Origin of the sequence: Roseibium sp. HPY-6, from assembly GCF_040530035.1 — a bacterium.
Taxonomy (GTDB): domain Bacteria; phylum Pseudomonadota; class Alphaproteobacteria; order Rhizobiales; family Stappiaceae; genus Roseibium.
Window position 1 is genome coordinate 211,212 of record NZ_JBEWCD010000004.1, and the last position, 13,300, is coordinate 224,511.

Annotated in this window: 13 protein-coding genes and 2 pseudogenes; 4 read left to right on the plus strand and 11 right to left on the minus strand. The window is 53.0% G+C overall.

What is annotated here, in order from left to right:
* Nucleotides 1-20 precede the first annotated feature (20 nt).
* The 6 genes from ABVF61_RS31200 to ABVF61_RS31225 form a co-directional block, all read right to left on the minus strand.
* Nucleotides 21-818: an iron-sulfur cluster assembly protein gene (locus ABVF61_RS31200; protein WP_353997513.1), complete on the minus strand. Its 798-nt coding sequence runs from the start codon at nt 816-818 to the stop codon at nt 21-23.
* A 4-nt stretch (nt 819-822) separates the two neighbouring features.
* On the minus strand, nt 823-1,848 hold the full coding sequence (locus ABVF61_RS31205; protein ID WP_353997514.1) for an amidohydrolase family protein: 1,026 nt from the start codon (nt 1,846-1,848) through the stop codon (nt 823-825).
* An 85-nt stretch (nt 1,849-1,933) separates the two neighbouring features.
* Nucleotides 1,934-2,305, minus strand: coding sequence for an MmoB/DmpM family protein (locus tag ABVF61_RS31210; RefSeq protein WP_353997515.1), 372 nt, complete (start codon nt 2,303-2,305; stop codon nt 1,934-1,936).
* A gap of 17 nt (nt 2,306-2,322) precedes the next feature.
* Nucleotides 2,323-3,387 (minus strand): aromatic/alkene monooxygenase hydroxylase subunit beta, encoded by a 1,065-nt coding sequence (locus tag ABVF61_RS31215; RefSeq protein WP_353997516.1) that lies wholly within the window; start codon nt 3,385-3,387, stop codon nt 2,323-2,325.
* Between the two features lie 51 nt (nt 3,388-3,438).
* On the minus strand, nt 3,439-4,497 hold the full coding sequence (locus ABVF61_RS31220) for an NADH:ubiquinone reductase (Na(+)-transporting) subunit F (RefSeq protein WP_353997517.1): 1,059 nt from the start codon (nt 4,495-4,497) through the stop codon (nt 3,439-3,441).
* An 84-nt stretch (nt 4,498-4,581) separates the two neighbouring features.
* On the minus strand, nt 4,582-6,246 hold the full coding sequence (locus ABVF61_RS31225; protein ID WP_353997518.1) for an aromatic/alkene/methane monooxygenase hydroxylase/oxygenase subunit alpha: 1,665 nt from the start codon (nt 6,244-6,246) through the stop codon (nt 4,582-4,584).
* Between the two features lie 848 nt (nt 6,247-7,094).
* On the opposite strand from ABVF61_RS31225, the gene ABVF61_RS31230 reads away from it, so the two are divergent.
* On the plus strand, nt 7,095-7,850 hold the full coding sequence (locus tag ABVF61_RS31230; RefSeq protein WP_353997519.1) for a hypothetical protein: 756 nt from the start codon (nt 7,095-7,097) through the stop codon (nt 7,848-7,850).
* Nucleotides 7,851-7,877: 27 nt separating this feature from the next.
* Here the strand turns inward: ABVF61_RS31230 and ABVF61_RS31235 are convergent, their stop codons facing one another.
* From ABVF61_RS31235 to ABVF61_RS31245, 3 genes are read right to left on the minus strand one after another with little or no spacing between them, the layout of a single operon-like run.
* A complete protein-coding gene (locus ABVF61_RS31235; protein ID WP_353997520.1) occupies nt 7,878-8,066 on the minus strand; it encodes a hypothetical protein in 189 nt (62 codons plus the stop codon).
* A gap of 16 nt (nt 8,067-8,082) precedes the next feature.
* Nucleotides 8,083-9,213, minus strand: coding sequence for a WD40 repeat domain-containing protein (locus ABVF61_RS31240; protein WP_353997521.1), 1,131 nt, complete (start codon nt 9,211-9,213; stop codon nt 8,083-8,085).
* Nucleotides 9,206-9,493: a hypothetical protein gene (locus ABVF61_RS31245; protein ID WP_353997522.1), complete on the minus strand. Its 288-nt coding sequence runs from the start codon at nt 9,491-9,493 to the stop codon at nt 9,206-9,208. The genes ABVF61_RS31240 and ABVF61_RS31245 overlap by 8 nt, the downstream gene beginning before the upstream one ends.
* A 51-nt stretch (nt 9,494-9,544) precedes the next feature.
* Between ABVF61_RS31245 and ABVF61_RS31250 the strand changes: the two genes are divergently transcribed.
* On the plus strand, nt 9,545-9,817 hold the full coding sequence (locus tag ABVF61_RS31250; RefSeq protein WP_353997523.1) for a hypothetical protein: 273 nt from the start codon (nt 9,545-9,547) through the stop codon (nt 9,815-9,817).
* A 790-nt stretch (nt 9,818-10,607) separates the two neighbouring features.
* Here the strand turns inward: ABVF61_RS31250 and ABVF61_RS31255 are convergent.
* A pseudogene (locus ABVF61_RS31255) lies at nt 10,608-10,805 on the minus strand (transposase); the annotation flags it as partial.
* A 500-nt stretch (nt 10,806-11,305) separates the two neighbouring features.
* Here ABVF61_RS31255 and ABVF61_RS31260 point away from each other — a divergent pair.
* Nucleotides 11,306-12,139, plus strand: a complete 834-nt coding sequence (locus ABVF61_RS31260) for an ATP-grasp fold amidoligase family protein (RefSeq protein ID WP_353997591.1) — start codon at nt 11,306-11,308, stop codon at nt 12,137-12,139.
* On the opposite strand, the pseudogene ABVF61_RS31265 reads toward ABVF61_RS31260, so the two are convergent.
* Nucleotides 12,112-12,305 (minus strand): annotated as a pseudogene (locus ABVF61_RS31265) (integrase core domain-containing protein); the annotation flags it as partial. The gene ABVF61_RS31260 and the pseudogene ABVF61_RS31265 overlap by 28 nt on opposite strands.
* A gap of 371 nt (nt 12,306-12,676) precedes the next feature.
* Between ABVF61_RS31265 and ABVF61_RS31270 the strand changes: the two are divergent.
* Nucleotides 12,677-13,255: a TetR/AcrR family transcriptional regulator gene (locus tag ABVF61_RS31270; RefSeq protein WP_353997524.1), complete on the plus strand. Its 579-nt coding sequence runs from the start codon at nt 12,677-12,679 to the stop codon at nt 13,253-13,255.
* Nucleotides 13,256-13,300 lie beyond the last annotated feature (45 nt).

The following is a 13,300-nucleotide window of genomic DNA, read 5'->3' on the forward strand; positions in this document are numbered from 1 at the left end:
GCGTTCCGCTTCGCCTGGCTTCAGACAGACTCAACATTTCTGGGGGGAACTCGTCCTTGGATGAAATCGACGAGGGTTGGCCCGTCGGCACCGATCTCGACTTCCTTGTATCGGCTGTTGCTCAGACCGCGGCAAAGCGCACCGTTGAACTCCATGTTGATCCGGACGGATCGCAGTTCGCTCAGGTGCTGGCGCAAATTGCGTGGTTCGATCGGTTCGCCGGCCCAGGTCACGAACGCAAGGTCTTCCGAAACGGATGCCAGGTTCCGTGAAATCAGCAAGGTTCTGTATCGCGGTTTCTGCCGGGATTCTTCCTCGCCCTTGAAGTCGATGCGATCGAATTCCCCAAGCTTCATCGTGACAATTGTCTCGGCGGAATATCCGGCCTGCTGCAAGGCAAGCAAAACGGTTTCCTGCCTGCGAATGAAAGCCTTTTCTACGAACTTGAGCTTGACGTTTTCAAGCTCCTCGCCATTGGAGTACTCCGAAAAGACTTCGTCGAAACTACAGCTTCCGTTGACACCAGCATTCACTTGCGCGTCGAAACAGTGATCCATGAGCGTGACCGTGACCACACGTACCCAGCTCAGTTTTTCAACTTCCTGACGGATACCGAATGCCATCAGGAAGGCGAAATTCGGAGAGCACCAGTAGGTAGGAAGCCGAAAGTCGACTTCCACCTTTTCCGAAGCGAAGACCTCAACACGCTCGACAAAACCCATGTCCGTGATGGGTTCATCGAGTTCCGGATCGGAGACGTTTTCAAGCTGTTCCCAGACCGCCGTCGCCAATTCGGATTGTTGGATTTCGTTCAGCATTGCTTCACTCCGCCGCTACTTGGATCGGCGAGGCACTCAGTTGCTGGATTTTGGCTGCAACGTCGATGCCGTAGAGCTTTGCAGCGTTCAAACCAAGGATCTTCTCCTTGACGTCGTCCGTAAGCTGGACGCCGCCGCGCTCTGCTGAAATGTCTTCCGGGATCTGGTAATTCCAGAACTGGTCAACGAGCCATGCTGGTGTCCAGATGGCATAGTCGGACCCGAACAGAAGTTTGTCTTCACCGACCCACCACAGCAGCTCGGCCATGACCTCGCCGAAGTATCGCGGGCGGGAATGGATGAACGGCAACGCAACGGCAAGACCCGCATAGACATTCGTTTCCTGGGTCGCGATCCAGCAGAAATCATCCAGCCTCGGCAGCCCGCAATGCTCGATGATCCAGTTCAGATTCTGGAAATCGGTTGCAGCGTAGTCGACATCGTGAACGTCAAAGGCATCCTTGTTCAGGGGAATGATTGTCGGTCCCTTGTGAACGTGGATGTTGCGGATCCCGAGCTTGTCGCAAAGTTCGAAGCACCTGTAAGCGGCCGGGTCATTCAGCGCCCAGCCCTTGCTGTCTCCGTTCCATTCAGCGGTGTACATTTTCACACCCTGAATATCGAAGTTCTCCTTCATGTAGTGGATGTATTCCAGCGCCTTTTCACCATCGCGCGGGTCGAAGGTTCCATTGACGATAAACCGCTCCGGGTGGCGGGACGCCATCTCGGAACTGCGCTCAATGCTTGAAAACCCGTTCTTGTAAAAATCGCTCAGGTAAGTCGACTGGATGATCGCCATGTCGTCCGGCCCCTCTATGAAGAGATCGCGGTAGACATCGTCAGCCGAATATTTTTCGAACTTGCCCTTCTCCCAGAGTTCTTCAGCAGGGCTCAGGTTTGTGTGATAGGCATAAAAGCAATCGATGAATTGCTTGCCGTGAACATTGGCCTGGTTTTCAGGACTTCCGTCCCAAAAGTGGGTGTGGCCGTCGAGAACGAAAATCTCTTTCCCGTCTTTGGTCTTATACATCATGCTCCTCCGTCAATTTGCTTTGTTTCAAGACACAAGGGGAGACGTGCGCCACGGTTCCGTACCGATGCGCACGGCAGTTGCGTCACTCGATGTATTCGAAGACCTCGTCCATGTTTCCGAACAGGACCACCGTGTTGTCGTCAACACGGACCATGCGGCCGTAGTGGGTAGAGGTGTTGACTTCAAAAATCTCGGCGGTCATTTCGCGGCCGAGATATTCGCCGATTTCATCCATCTTGAAGATCAGCTTGCCTTCTCCGTCGATGCGGATCGTCGCCGGGTTGTAAGTCACGGTGACCTTCGGGTCTTCGCCCATGAACTCGGCAATGGCGCGTGCTTCCACGCTATCGTTCATCGTGACGCCGCACTGATGTGAAATCGTCTGCTCGAACTTGATTTCGTCCATCGACTTGAAAATGTTCTGCTTGGACGCGTCACGGGCAATATTCGACATAGTGAAAACTCCTTTGATTAGCGGCTGAGGCCGAGTTCGCCGAGGATCTGATCGATGCGCTCGTGCGAAACGGCTCTCACGTCTTCAAACGCGACCGGTTTTGAGTGGGGTTGCGACCAGATCGGCTGCAGGTTTTGCACGGCCTTGTCGGCAAGAGCGCCGTGTTTGGCGATCCAGGACTGGAACAGTTTCCTGTTGTGTCCCGCATGCTTCTCGTCATTGGCGAGCAGAAACATCAGGTCGATCGCGTTCGCCAGGTTGCGCTCGTAGTCCGCTTCTGCCGCGGAAATAACCGGAGGCGTGATGAAATCGTTGTTGGCGGCCGCCACCTGCATGAAGAAACCGGAGCGGACAAGTTCACCGACAAGAGGTTCAAAGATGATGTTGATCGCGAAGTACTGCTCAAGGTAGTCCTCGCAGCCCATGATGGCTTCGATCGCTTCGCGGGTCGGTTGCCAGATCGGGTCTTCAAGCCAGGATTTTTTGCCAAGCTCGTCGTCCCAACCGTCGATATCCATGCCGATCTCGGCGAGATACAAGGTGATGTCCTGAGCGAGGCGCAGCTTGTAGCTCGAGTTGGTCAGCGTCGCGTTGTTGATCATCTGGGTGTAGCCATAGCGCTGCGCCTGCATCAGGGATGTGCCGAGGCCGAATTCAGCGTGTTTCCAGGCACCAAGATGCGCTTGCAGGACACGGATCCAGGTCTGGTCGAACGCTGCAGGCGCTCCTGCCTTGCGCGCATTCGAGATGACGTTTTGAACCATCGTCACGGTCTTGGACTGGCGCTGATAGTGGGTGCGCTCCCATTCCTGGTCAGGCGCCCTGAATGCATGCCAGTTGGAGCTGAGCGCTGCGGTGTTGTCTTTCTGGTAGGCACCGCCGCCCTTGCCGCCTTCAAACTCGATGATCCAGTCCTGGATCAGGTACCGTTCCGGATCGGGCTGCACATCGACCGTGACGTCCTCATAGTGTGTGGCCCGTTTGCCGCGCGGCTCGAAGTAGTTGTATTTTCTGCTGTTGGAACCCACGAATGTCGCAGCGCCTGCGGCTCCGGATCCGACTGAACTTGATATAGCAACCATCGAAGTATTCCTCCCTTGATTGGTCCTTCAACTAACGACCGGCCCGAAAGATCAGTGGGCCGATGAACCGGAAGTTGGAGTGAATTTGTCGAAGAAAATTCGATCGGTTTCGAAGTCGAGCATGAAGAGGACTGGGGTCAGCGCATCGATCATTGGCGGCGGGCCACAGGCATAGACGTCGCCTTCACCGTCGATACCCAGCTCCTTCAGATGACGGTCGACACACTCGTGAACGAACCCGCGTTCGCCAGTCCAGGTAGCGTCGTCATCGGCATGACTGAGAACCGGAATGAAACTGACCGAAGGATTTGCATCCGTGATTTTCGAGATATCCTCGAGCTTGAAGAGATCGTTCCTGGTACGCGCTCCATAGAAGAAATAAACCGGACGATCTTCGCCGCTGGCCAGATGATCGTTAAGGATCGACCAGACCGGGGACATGCCGGATCCGGCTCCGACTAGGACAAGCGGTCCGTCTCGTCCTTCTCGGCGGAAACACATCCCGTAGGGTCCTGTGATCTGGACTCGGGCTCCGGCTTTGATTCCGCCTTCGTCCAGTTCGTTGGAGAACTTTCCGTCTGGATATTTTTTGATGATGAACGAGAGGTTTTCGGTTTCGCTCGGCGGATTTGCCATGGAGAACGAGCGTGTAATCGTCTCCCCCGCTTCCGTGGTGACCGTGATGTCGACATACTGCCCGGCCCAGAACTTGAGCGGCGCATGCAGTTTGATCTGGACGCCGCGGATATCATGCGTCAGTTTATGGAAATCGACGATCTCGCCTGAATACTCTTTGACAGGTATCGACTTAGAGAGAACCTCTTCGTCGTAATTCAGCAATTCAATTTCGATATCGCTGTAGGCCAACGTGCGGCACATCAAAACGTGACCGCTGTCGCGCTCCATGTCGTTTAACGCAAAGGTCGAATATTTGAGCATCTCGCTTTCGCCGTCGAGCTGCACACATTTGCATGCCGAACACTGGCCTTCCTTGCAGCCATGCGGCAGCGCTATTCCTTGACGAAACGCAGCGTCGAGAATGGTTTCATTCTCTTCGACTTCGAATTCCACACCTACGGGTTCCAGCCGGACATTGTAGGTTTCTGACATCAGCTCAATCTCCATATTCCAAAGTGCCGTGACGTGTTCAACGGCGCAGGAGAGCGGAGGCCATTGCTGGCCTCCGCACGTGTCTTAGTTGCAGGGATTGATGGTGAAGCCCTTGCGGTACTCAGCAACGTGTGCATCACGCTCGGCGTCGGACATTGCCCGCAATGCGTTGAGCGGCGAAGCCAGTTGATGGCCACGGACGTGCTCAAGCTTCCACTGTTCCTTGTCGTCGAAACGCAGGTGCGGCTGCGCCACCAGTGTTTCGCCGTCGTCGCGAACGAAGTTGAGATCCTTGATAGCATCGGCCAGGTCCCAGCCGTCGTAAACGGTTTCCCATTCACGCTTGCCGGAGAATTTGCCCATCGCAGGTGTCGGGCGCCCCTGATACTCGTCAGAGAAAGCTTCGACAGCGGTCCAACGATCCAGTTCATGAGCGAACGTGTGCCATTTGCCGTCGATCTGATCGATCACCATGTCTTCGCGAATGAGGCACGGAACCAGGCAGGACCAGCAGCGATGCGGATAAACATATCCGGTCTCTTCGTTGAAGGTGATAACCTTTTCACCCGGTTTGCTAAGCTTGTCGTACCATTTCCAGAAATCACCGAACTCGGCGTACCAGCCCGGATACTTGTGCTCGAACCATTCGAAATCTTTTTCCGTCTGGGCTTCGATCCGCCAGAAATTCACCGGCCAGCCGACAGCGAAGAACTGCGCGACTTTGTGGACGTATTTCTTGTCGGTGATACGCTTCCAAGCTTCCTGGACATCGTCGTGATGGATCTTCACACCGTACTTCTCGAGCGGGAGCATGTAGGTCCGGTAGTAGTCCTCGAAGATCCAGCGGTGCCACATTTCCGCGTAGGACTCTTTTTCCTTGTCGCGGTTGGTGGTGCCGTATTCGATGAACGTTCCGATCGCCGCGTCGACAATGGCGTGGTTCTGCCAGAACGCGTACCGCAGGTCGCGCTCCAGAAGCAGGTGATTTTCCGGCTCCTTGAGAGCTGCCATCAACAGAGAGTGGCCGTTTCCGATGTGGCGACTCTCGTCTGACTGCACGGACAGGAAGACTGTCGGCAGAGCATAGTCACCATTTCTGGCAGCCTCGGACGGCATGGCCACGAACAGGGTGTTTGTGAACGCAGTTTCAGCGACAACCGTCAGGTACATGCACGCGGCGGTCATGGTGTCGCCAGTGATGAAGCCCTCACCGAACTGGCGTCCGATCGTTGTTGCGTAACACTTGCCGAAAGCTTCTTCGGTAATATCGAACCCTGCCGGATCGATATAGTTTTCCATGTACCACTTTTTCAGATTCATCTGGATCGTGGAGTGACGGAACTCGTCGACCATCTGCATGGTGAAGCCGGTGCGCAGGTCCTCACCGGGCGCAAGACGTGCCACCATGGCCATGGACCGTGCTGCCGAAATTTCCGGGAAGGGAATGATCGCGAGGAAAAGCTTCATCCACTCAATCCAGCGCGGCTCCACATTGCGGAACATGTCGCCGCGAAGTGCGGCATCAAGAGCGCCGTAAACACGATTGTCCTTTTCCTCTTCCATGGGGAAGTAGGACCGAAGCACTTGCTTCATCGGATCGCGCGGCGCCTTGGTGATCTTGTAGTCAGTCGGAAACGTTGCAGCTTCCTGCACATAAGTGGGATTCCAACCAAGGTCAGAAATCTTCTTGGTGGCTTCACCCACCGAGATTCCCCGCTGAGACGTAATCTTGTTCAACGTAATTGCCATTCCTGGAGCCTCCTAAGCTCTTACCGGAAAACCGGTCCGTGGATGGCAGCAGACAGCTGCCTGACTGCCCGATCCGAAACATGCAAACGCTGGGGATAACGCGCCCCGACCGCATGGGATCAGACTGATGACGGCAAAGGTTGAGTAGATTCACGCGGAACCGCGCGTCCCCATGGAAACACGCCAAAAGTGCCGGCTGCTGGCCCTTTGGCGCTTAACCTCCCTATTCCTTCGTTCTTTGTGCGCCCTGTTGAACAGGAGCGCTGTTTTGTGCGTTAGGAATTGCAAGGATGATTCCAGTTTAGGAGAAGGAGGAGATTTTCTTGAAAGATCTCGCAGGTATTTTCTGGTAAAGGATTGATTTGCAGGAATAAATTTTTTCGCAAAAAAACATGATTTCACAAAAACCTTCTTCGGAATTTTTTAGAACTCAAAATTCACGTGCGTAAAAGTGTTTAATAACTTTACGCCCCTTTACATGTTTATCCGCTCCAACTGACACTCTACTTTTTTCGATGGAAAAAACTTCAGCCCGACAACTGAATATTGATTGTCTTCCCGGCAGAACAACGTAGAAATAGTTGACGTCCTATTCGATGGATTGAGTTAACCGGTTCGTCGTGCACAGACTTTCAAATGCATCGGCGCCAGATGTGAACGCCATGAGACCCGAGAAAATTTCATTTTTGAGCTGTTATCCGGGAGCGTCGCCTCAACTGATAGCCCGCACACAGCAAATGTGGTCCGCCAAGGGGTTGGATCTTGAACGCATATGGCTTCAGACCGTCGGCTCACTGAGAGGATTTCACGTTGCAGATTTTCGGCTAGAAGATGAAAGCAGCGCACCCATGGATGCGTTTCTTCTTTTCGATCAATCTGTAGTCTGGGTCGCATCGCTGAACGCCGCGGCGAATTGTGCAGCATCGTTACCCGAACCCCGGCTTGACCGGGCGCAGTGGTCCAGTCTGCAAGCCGTCTCCTTTCGGCTTATGGAACAACTCGACGCCATTCGAATGCTGTTTCTGGCGGATCTCCTGGTCCCCTCCATGCAGATCGCACGGTCAATTTCCGAAGATGCCGATATGGCGTTGGCTTTCCTGGTCCGCCGCCGCCTGGCCCAGCGCTTCACGACCTGCCGAACGACAGAGGAAGCCAACGAGTTCTGGCGACGCCATATCTCAGGAGGGCGTGCCTTCCGTCTCGTCGCGGACCGTCTATATGACGTGGGTCTGGATTTCGGGCAGCAGGGCGATTATTCCGATTGGCGCCGCAACACCTTGGCTGTTTTGGGAACCGCGACGCATACCTCGTTTGTCCGACACTCGAGAGCTGAAGACCCCGAAAACGGCTACGGCCTTTTCCGCGATACGCTCGACTGCCTCGAATTCGTAACCCTGCGCATTCAGGAGATGTGCGCTTACTCAAGCGTTTTGCAGGAGCGGCTGTCAAAGGATTTGAAGGGCCTCAGCCAACAACAGCCACAATCGCATCGAAATCATTCACTGGCCTCTTCAGCCGCGGCCATCGGCGATATCACGGTCGAGCACTGGCGACGAACGGTCACCAAAGAGCCCTTCGAACTTTCCCTCGCCGAGGATGGCTAGAGCGGTGCAAGCTAAGCTGGAACCGCTCTAGTGCCGGCTTTCCGCACTGCCTTTGGTTTCGCCACGGGCTATCCATTGTGCCGCCATGACAAAAGTTCCCATGGCAAAGTCCTTGCCGTGCGCTTCGATCATTTCCTCGGATATCTCCGAGACCCGTTTGAAGAATTCGTCTTTGCTTTCTTCTTCGGGCGTCAGCTCTTTCTTCACGTCCTGCATTTTTTCCTCCTTGATTTTATTTGAACATTTGCTCCGGGAAATTGACGATGCTGCATTCGCCTGCTGCGTTGCCAACGGCCAGATTTTCGCCGTCCGGCGACCAGCTCATGGTGGCGATTGCGGTGTTTGATGCATTTTTCAGAAGGAGTTCTTCCGGCTCACCTATACTGGTGAGGGCAATTACGCCGTTTTCAAAACCGGCGGCAACCATGCCCTTCGTCGGATGCGATGCGATGGATTCAAGCAACACGAAACCGGCTTTGCCCGAGGACAAGGGCGTTCCCGGACCTCCGGTTTGGGGTAGATCGTTTTCTTTCCACCCCGCAAGACGAAATGCTCCCGAGGCGACAAGCGCTGCACCCGTTTCGTTGAATTCGGCTGTCCGGACTTCTGAAGGGAAGTTTTCGATACGGTGCGTTGATTTCGCAAGACAGTCAATCGTTAGCACGGCTTTGTCCGCGCACCCGCAAGCCAGTTGCGTTGATTTCGAGTTCCAGCTCATCGATACGACTTCACCGGTACATTCCAGGCTCCAGAGGGTTTGCAAACTTTCCGAAAACTTCAAGATCGAGACCGTGCCATTGCCCCAGGCCGCGAGCTTTCCATCACCGGAAAAAGCTGAAAGACAAGACACAAGGTGATCCAGTTTCACGGATGCCAGTAGCGCTTCGCCCTCGGTTCCGGTCACGAAAACCTCGTTTCCGCGCGCGAACACAACACAGCTGCCGGTCTTGTCTCCGTTGAACGCGGTGATCGGACCGCTACCTGACGTTACCCGTTCGATGACAAGCCCGCGCGGCGTTGCCTGGCGCACGGTTCCATCTTTGCAGGCAACCGCAAAACCCTGTGATCCAAAGCGTGCGATGGGAAGGTCTGCGAGCGCAGCGGTGTCCAATACAGTCGGCGGAATTGGATCCACGTTTCGGGGGCGTATGGTGGTTCTGCCGGTTGCCTCTTCTATTGACGTCCTTTTACTGGGCGATTCCGCGTCCGAGGTCCGCACAATTGCAAGCTTGCCGGACGCCAACAGGAATGCGGCAAAGTTGCCGTCATGACAAAAAATCGAATGAACCGGCTTTTCCTTCAGAGACCAGGACATGGACAAAAGATCAAAGGCCGAGAGCCCCTTGGAGGTTTGCTCATTCATGACGCTTCCCCTTCGTATTTGCTTTTTCGAGTAGTTTGTCGATTTGCTCGAGCTTCGCGTTGAGGTCATCCAACAGGGCAGCATTGGCATCCAGAGCCGGAGCCGCCGGATTTTGCGGTTTGTCCTCATCCAGCTCATCGGGCGTGTGCAGCGTCAGAAAATCAGCGCCACCGGAAAGCTGCAAAAGCCGGTGGTGTTCGGCGTTAGCAGCCGCCAGCTGCTGAACGACAGACAGACGCTGACGGAGGAGATCAGACATTTCCTGCAATTGACCCGACATCTGCGCCTCCTACATCCTGAGTTGCGTAAGAAATCGGCTCGGGAGGCGAGAATGATGCAATACACGGCGACCAAACAATTCATATCTGCACTCGCCAGCGTCGGCAGTGAGATCCTGGGGGACGATCACGCGTTGCTCTCCAAAATAAAGTCCGCTGGTCCTGCTCCCGACGGACGCACTGTCGAAGAAATTCAGAACGCAATCTCCGCCCTTCCGGAGGAGACCTGCGATGCACTGATGAGTGCGGTTCACAAGCACATGCGGGAAGATATTTCGGCAATCTGGTCGCAGCTTCCGCATGCGTCGGAGGACAAGCCCCACTAAGGTCAAGCCGCTCGTCCGATGTCGCGCAATTGAGCGCCGCCGGGGACTGATATTCACTTTCATGGTTATGTCTTGAGGGGAGTGATCTGTATCGCTCCACCCATCCTTCTGTATCCGCGACCCATTCCGCTTCCGGACGCACCAACCTTACCGAAGTCACCTTCTTAACTTTCACAGAAATAAAAAGTATAATACATAGCAATCAAAAGCAAAAAATATAGAAAAATAAACATAAAAAAATAAATACCGTAATTTTTATTTACATTACTTCGTCTATCTTGTAACAAAACATTACATTTTTGCACCAGAGCGAAGCGACGGTAGATTTCAAAAACCAAACTCGACTACCTGCATGGTGTGATCGCAAGTCTTTGTCTTAAAAGGTTTTATGCGCCCATATTAGAAAATGAGCAGGATTTTGCCGGATATGATTTGGTGCGCTTGCTACTTAATGTAGGATCTTGAAACGCGTCAGGTCTGCGGCCTTAAGTGCCATCCGACCCTTCTGCGACAGGCACCTGATCGCCCGGACGGGATCTGCTCATGTCCATATGCTCGCGCCGAATAGCGTTGCCGGCCGGGTCATCGAAACGGTTTTGCATTTCGGATGAATCACACTCGAAATCATAGAGCTCACCTACACTCGGTTTTAGATCCACCGACACGCGATAACGATGACTGCGCTGGAGTGCGGCCCAACGTGCCCCTGGGACGGGCTTGAGTTTTCCGGGCTAAATCAGGAACGCGGGCTGGCTATGTATTCTGATTTCATTAATTCCACCAGAACTTAGTCGAGCGACAGGTCCGCAACGAACTTCTTTAACCGCTTAGTCTCCGACGGCATCAGACCCGCATACTTCTTGCACCAGTTGACATACGTCACCAAGCTGATCCCAGCTTCACGATAGATCTCAGCAACTGGAACACCTTTTTCCTCGCGCTTTACGATGAACGCTTTCTGCGTATCCTAAAACTTCGATGCCTTCATCATTTCCGCTCCTTCCCAGCCAAGGTAAATCATCTCGGAAAACTCTAAATCGAAGGAATTTAGCTGGACACATCATCGAAAAAAGTCGGAGCATAGCTGTGGCTTGATCCGCACAACGAATGGTTTTCATGTGTCCAATATCATCGGCATTGAGGGCTACTCGGCCTTGATCTATAGATCGCAAATTAACGTAATTTGACGCAGTTTACTCAAGCCAGCCGACGCATCAATTCACTGAGCGATTAACCAACACTACAATTTTTGATAGATTTTTCAGTGCTTTTTTCAATATTCAACCGCAAGGGTTGCAATCGACATGGAAAAAGTCGCGTCGGTCAAAATGCCCGGAAAATGAATTGCAGGCAACGAGGTATACCATGCGAAGCATTGTGCTTTCGAATGGCGGTTCAATTGGGTTTAGGCAACGTCTGAAACACTTCTTTTGGCAAATGATTCAAGTCTTACCGGATCGCGGTTTCATACTACTGAAGTTTTTCTCCATGAGTGGTCGATTTCCGAACTTAGACCTTCCTCAAACCTTTACCGACAAGGTACAGGTCAGAAAACTGTATGATCGCGACCCGCTCTTTCCCGTTATGGTAGACAAACACGCTGTTAAGAGACTCGTCTCCGACCGGGTCGGAGATGACTACACAATCAAGACGCTGTGGGTCGGAAGTGACCTTTCCGAGGTCGATTGGAACTTGATCAAGCTTCCTGTTGTCGTGAAGCCAACCCACGGAAGTGGGCAGGGCGCTTTCCTTGAAAAACCGGAAGATATCAATGCGTTGCTCAGAAGCAATCTCCCCGCAAAATGGTTGGCAACCGAACACCATCTTTATAACCGAGAATGGGCATACGGGGAATTTAAGCCGCAGCTAATCGTTGAAGAAATGCTTCAAGGCTTAACTGATGCGCCGGACGACTACCGCTTCTTCGTGTTTTCGGGTGAAGTACGCATGATTGAAGCCCGGCTCCGGCGCGAAGGCGTAGCGTATGAGGCCTATTTCGCACCTGACGGGACACGACTTGATCTAGAGTCAGGATATATTCCGCCCGCTCCCGGCCACGTGGAACTGCCTACCAGCCTCGCAAAGATGACATCGATTGCAAAGCAACTAGCCAGTGGCACCGACTTCGTCAGAGTTGACCTTTATGCATGCAAGGAGCGCATTTTTGTTGGAGAGCTTACACTTTATCCGGGTGGTGGGTTTCCGGGGTGCGTTCCAGAAGCTTGGGATAAAAAACTCGGTGATATGTGGGATTTGCGTGCAAAGCCCCCAAAGCTTAGCAAAAGAAAACCGGTCGGTGTGAGACTACTTAGGCTCTCATGACAACGCTGGTGATTGTTGTGGTCGACAGAAGCCTCGATTTTCTGTTCCAGATCCCCCCGGGCATGAAGTAGTTTTCAAGCAGGATCCGGTTTTTCAAGGTCTGGTACCATCTTTCAATCATGCCTTGAGTTTGGGGAAGGTTGGGCGCTCTAGGCGTATGCTCCATGTTCTAGCCTTCCAATCACCGCGCTAGGTCACCGCGAAGTGGCACGGGCCATCGTCAGACAAGAGCCTCGGTTGCTGCCCGACTTCGCCCTGCGGCATGAAAATCTGGAAAGTGCTCTAGTGCCGAAGATATCTATCGATCGATGATCAACACAATATCCATACGCTCTTCATGCAAATTACTAAGTTTTTGCACCTGATTTTAAAAGCTGGCTTTTGACTAAGTGGAATGACTGACTGTGTTGCAAAAGCTTGAGGCTGTTTGGTTCAGTCGCTTGAATAACTGCTAAGACTCTTGAAACTGTTCTCTAAAATGGCGCGTCGCAATGGAGCACGCTATTATTGCGTCCAAAGTCTTGTAAGAAGAGAGTTATGCTGGGTAAGCGAAAAACGGGCGACAAACTAGGTGACATCAGACGAGCGACGATTGCCGAAGTTGTCGAGCGAGGGTCATCTGCAGCCTCAGTGAACGCTATTGCAAAACGCGCCGGGCTCGCCGTTGGCACGGTCTACCGATATTATGAGAGTAAAGAGCAGCTACTTCGTACAGTTCAAATGACAATCAAAACTGAGTTGCATGAGCAAGTCATGAACGCCGCGAAGTCTGAGAATGGCGCTAAGGCTAAAGTACGGGCCATGTGGTTTAGCATTTTGGAATATGCGCACGAGAATCCGGACTCATTTCTCTTCTCAGAAGTCCTCATGAACTCGGCCCTTCTTACTGACAAGGAACGCGGCCGGATCGAGGCCATGCTTTTGGAAGGTACTCAGGTGATTGAGCGAGGAATAACTGAGGGTATCATCCAATCCGGTGATTTACGGGCGATTAGAACGATTATTATTGCGCCTGCTCTTCATCTTGGGCGGGCCACAGCACGCGTAGGCGAAGCGCCAAACTCTGCCTGTGCAGAAGAAACCTTCGATTTGTGCTGGAAAGCCATCTCGACCTGATCTAATAAAATGAATAGATACTCATTTTAGAAAGATTGAAGTCTA

Coding starts and splice junctions, on each gene's coding strand:
- ABVF61_RS31270 (WP_353997524.1), top strand. CDS start 12,677: ATGCTGGGTAAGCGAAAAACGGGCGACAAACTAGGTGACATCAGACGA.
- ABVF61_RS31210 (WP_353997515.1), bottom strand. CDS start 2,305: ATGTCGAATATTGCCCGTGACGCGTCCAAGCAGAACATTTTCAAGTCG.
- ABVF61_RS31200 (WP_353997513.1), bottom strand. CDS start 818: ATGCTGAACGAAATCCAACAATCCGAATTGGCGACGGCGGTCTGGGAA.
- ABVF61_RS31250 (WP_353997523.1), top strand. CDS start 9,545: ATGATGCAATACACGGCGACCAAACAATTCATATCTGCACTCGCCAGC.
- ABVF61_RS31225 (WP_353997518.1), bottom strand. CDS start 6,246: ATGGCAATTACGTTGAACAAGATTACGTCTCAGCGGGGAATCTCGGTG.
- ABVF61_RS31245 (WP_353997522.1), bottom strand. CDS start 9,493: ATGTCGGGTCAATTGCAGGAAATGTCTGATCTCCTCCGTCAGCGTCTG.
- ABVF61_RS31220 (WP_353997517.1), bottom strand. CDS start 4,497: ATGTCAGAAACCTACAATGTCCGGCTGGAACCCGTAGGTGTGGAATTC.
- ABVF61_RS31230 (WP_353997519.1), top strand. CDS start 7,095: ATGGATGCGTTTCTTCTTTTCGATCAATCTGTAGTCTGGGTCGCATCG.
- ABVF61_RS31260 (WP_353997591.1), top strand. CDS start 11,306: ATGAGTGGTCGATTTCCGAACTTAGACCTTCCTCAAACCTTTACCGAC.
- ABVF61_RS31215 (WP_353997516.1), bottom strand. CDS start 3,387: ATGGTTGCTATATCAAGTTCAGTCGGATCCGGAGCCGCAGGCGCTGCG.
- ABVF61_RS31205 (WP_353997514.1), bottom strand. CDS start 1,848: ATGTATAAGACCAAAGACGGGAAAGAGATTTTCGTTCTCGACGGCCAC.
- ABVF61_RS31235 (WP_353997520.1), bottom strand. CDS start 8,066: ATGCAGGACGTGAAGAAAGAGCTGACGCCCGAAGAAGAAAGCAAAGAC.
- ABVF61_RS31240 (WP_353997521.1), bottom strand. CDS start 9,213: ATGAATGAGCAAACCTCCAAGGGGCTCTCGGCCTTTGATCTTTTGTCC.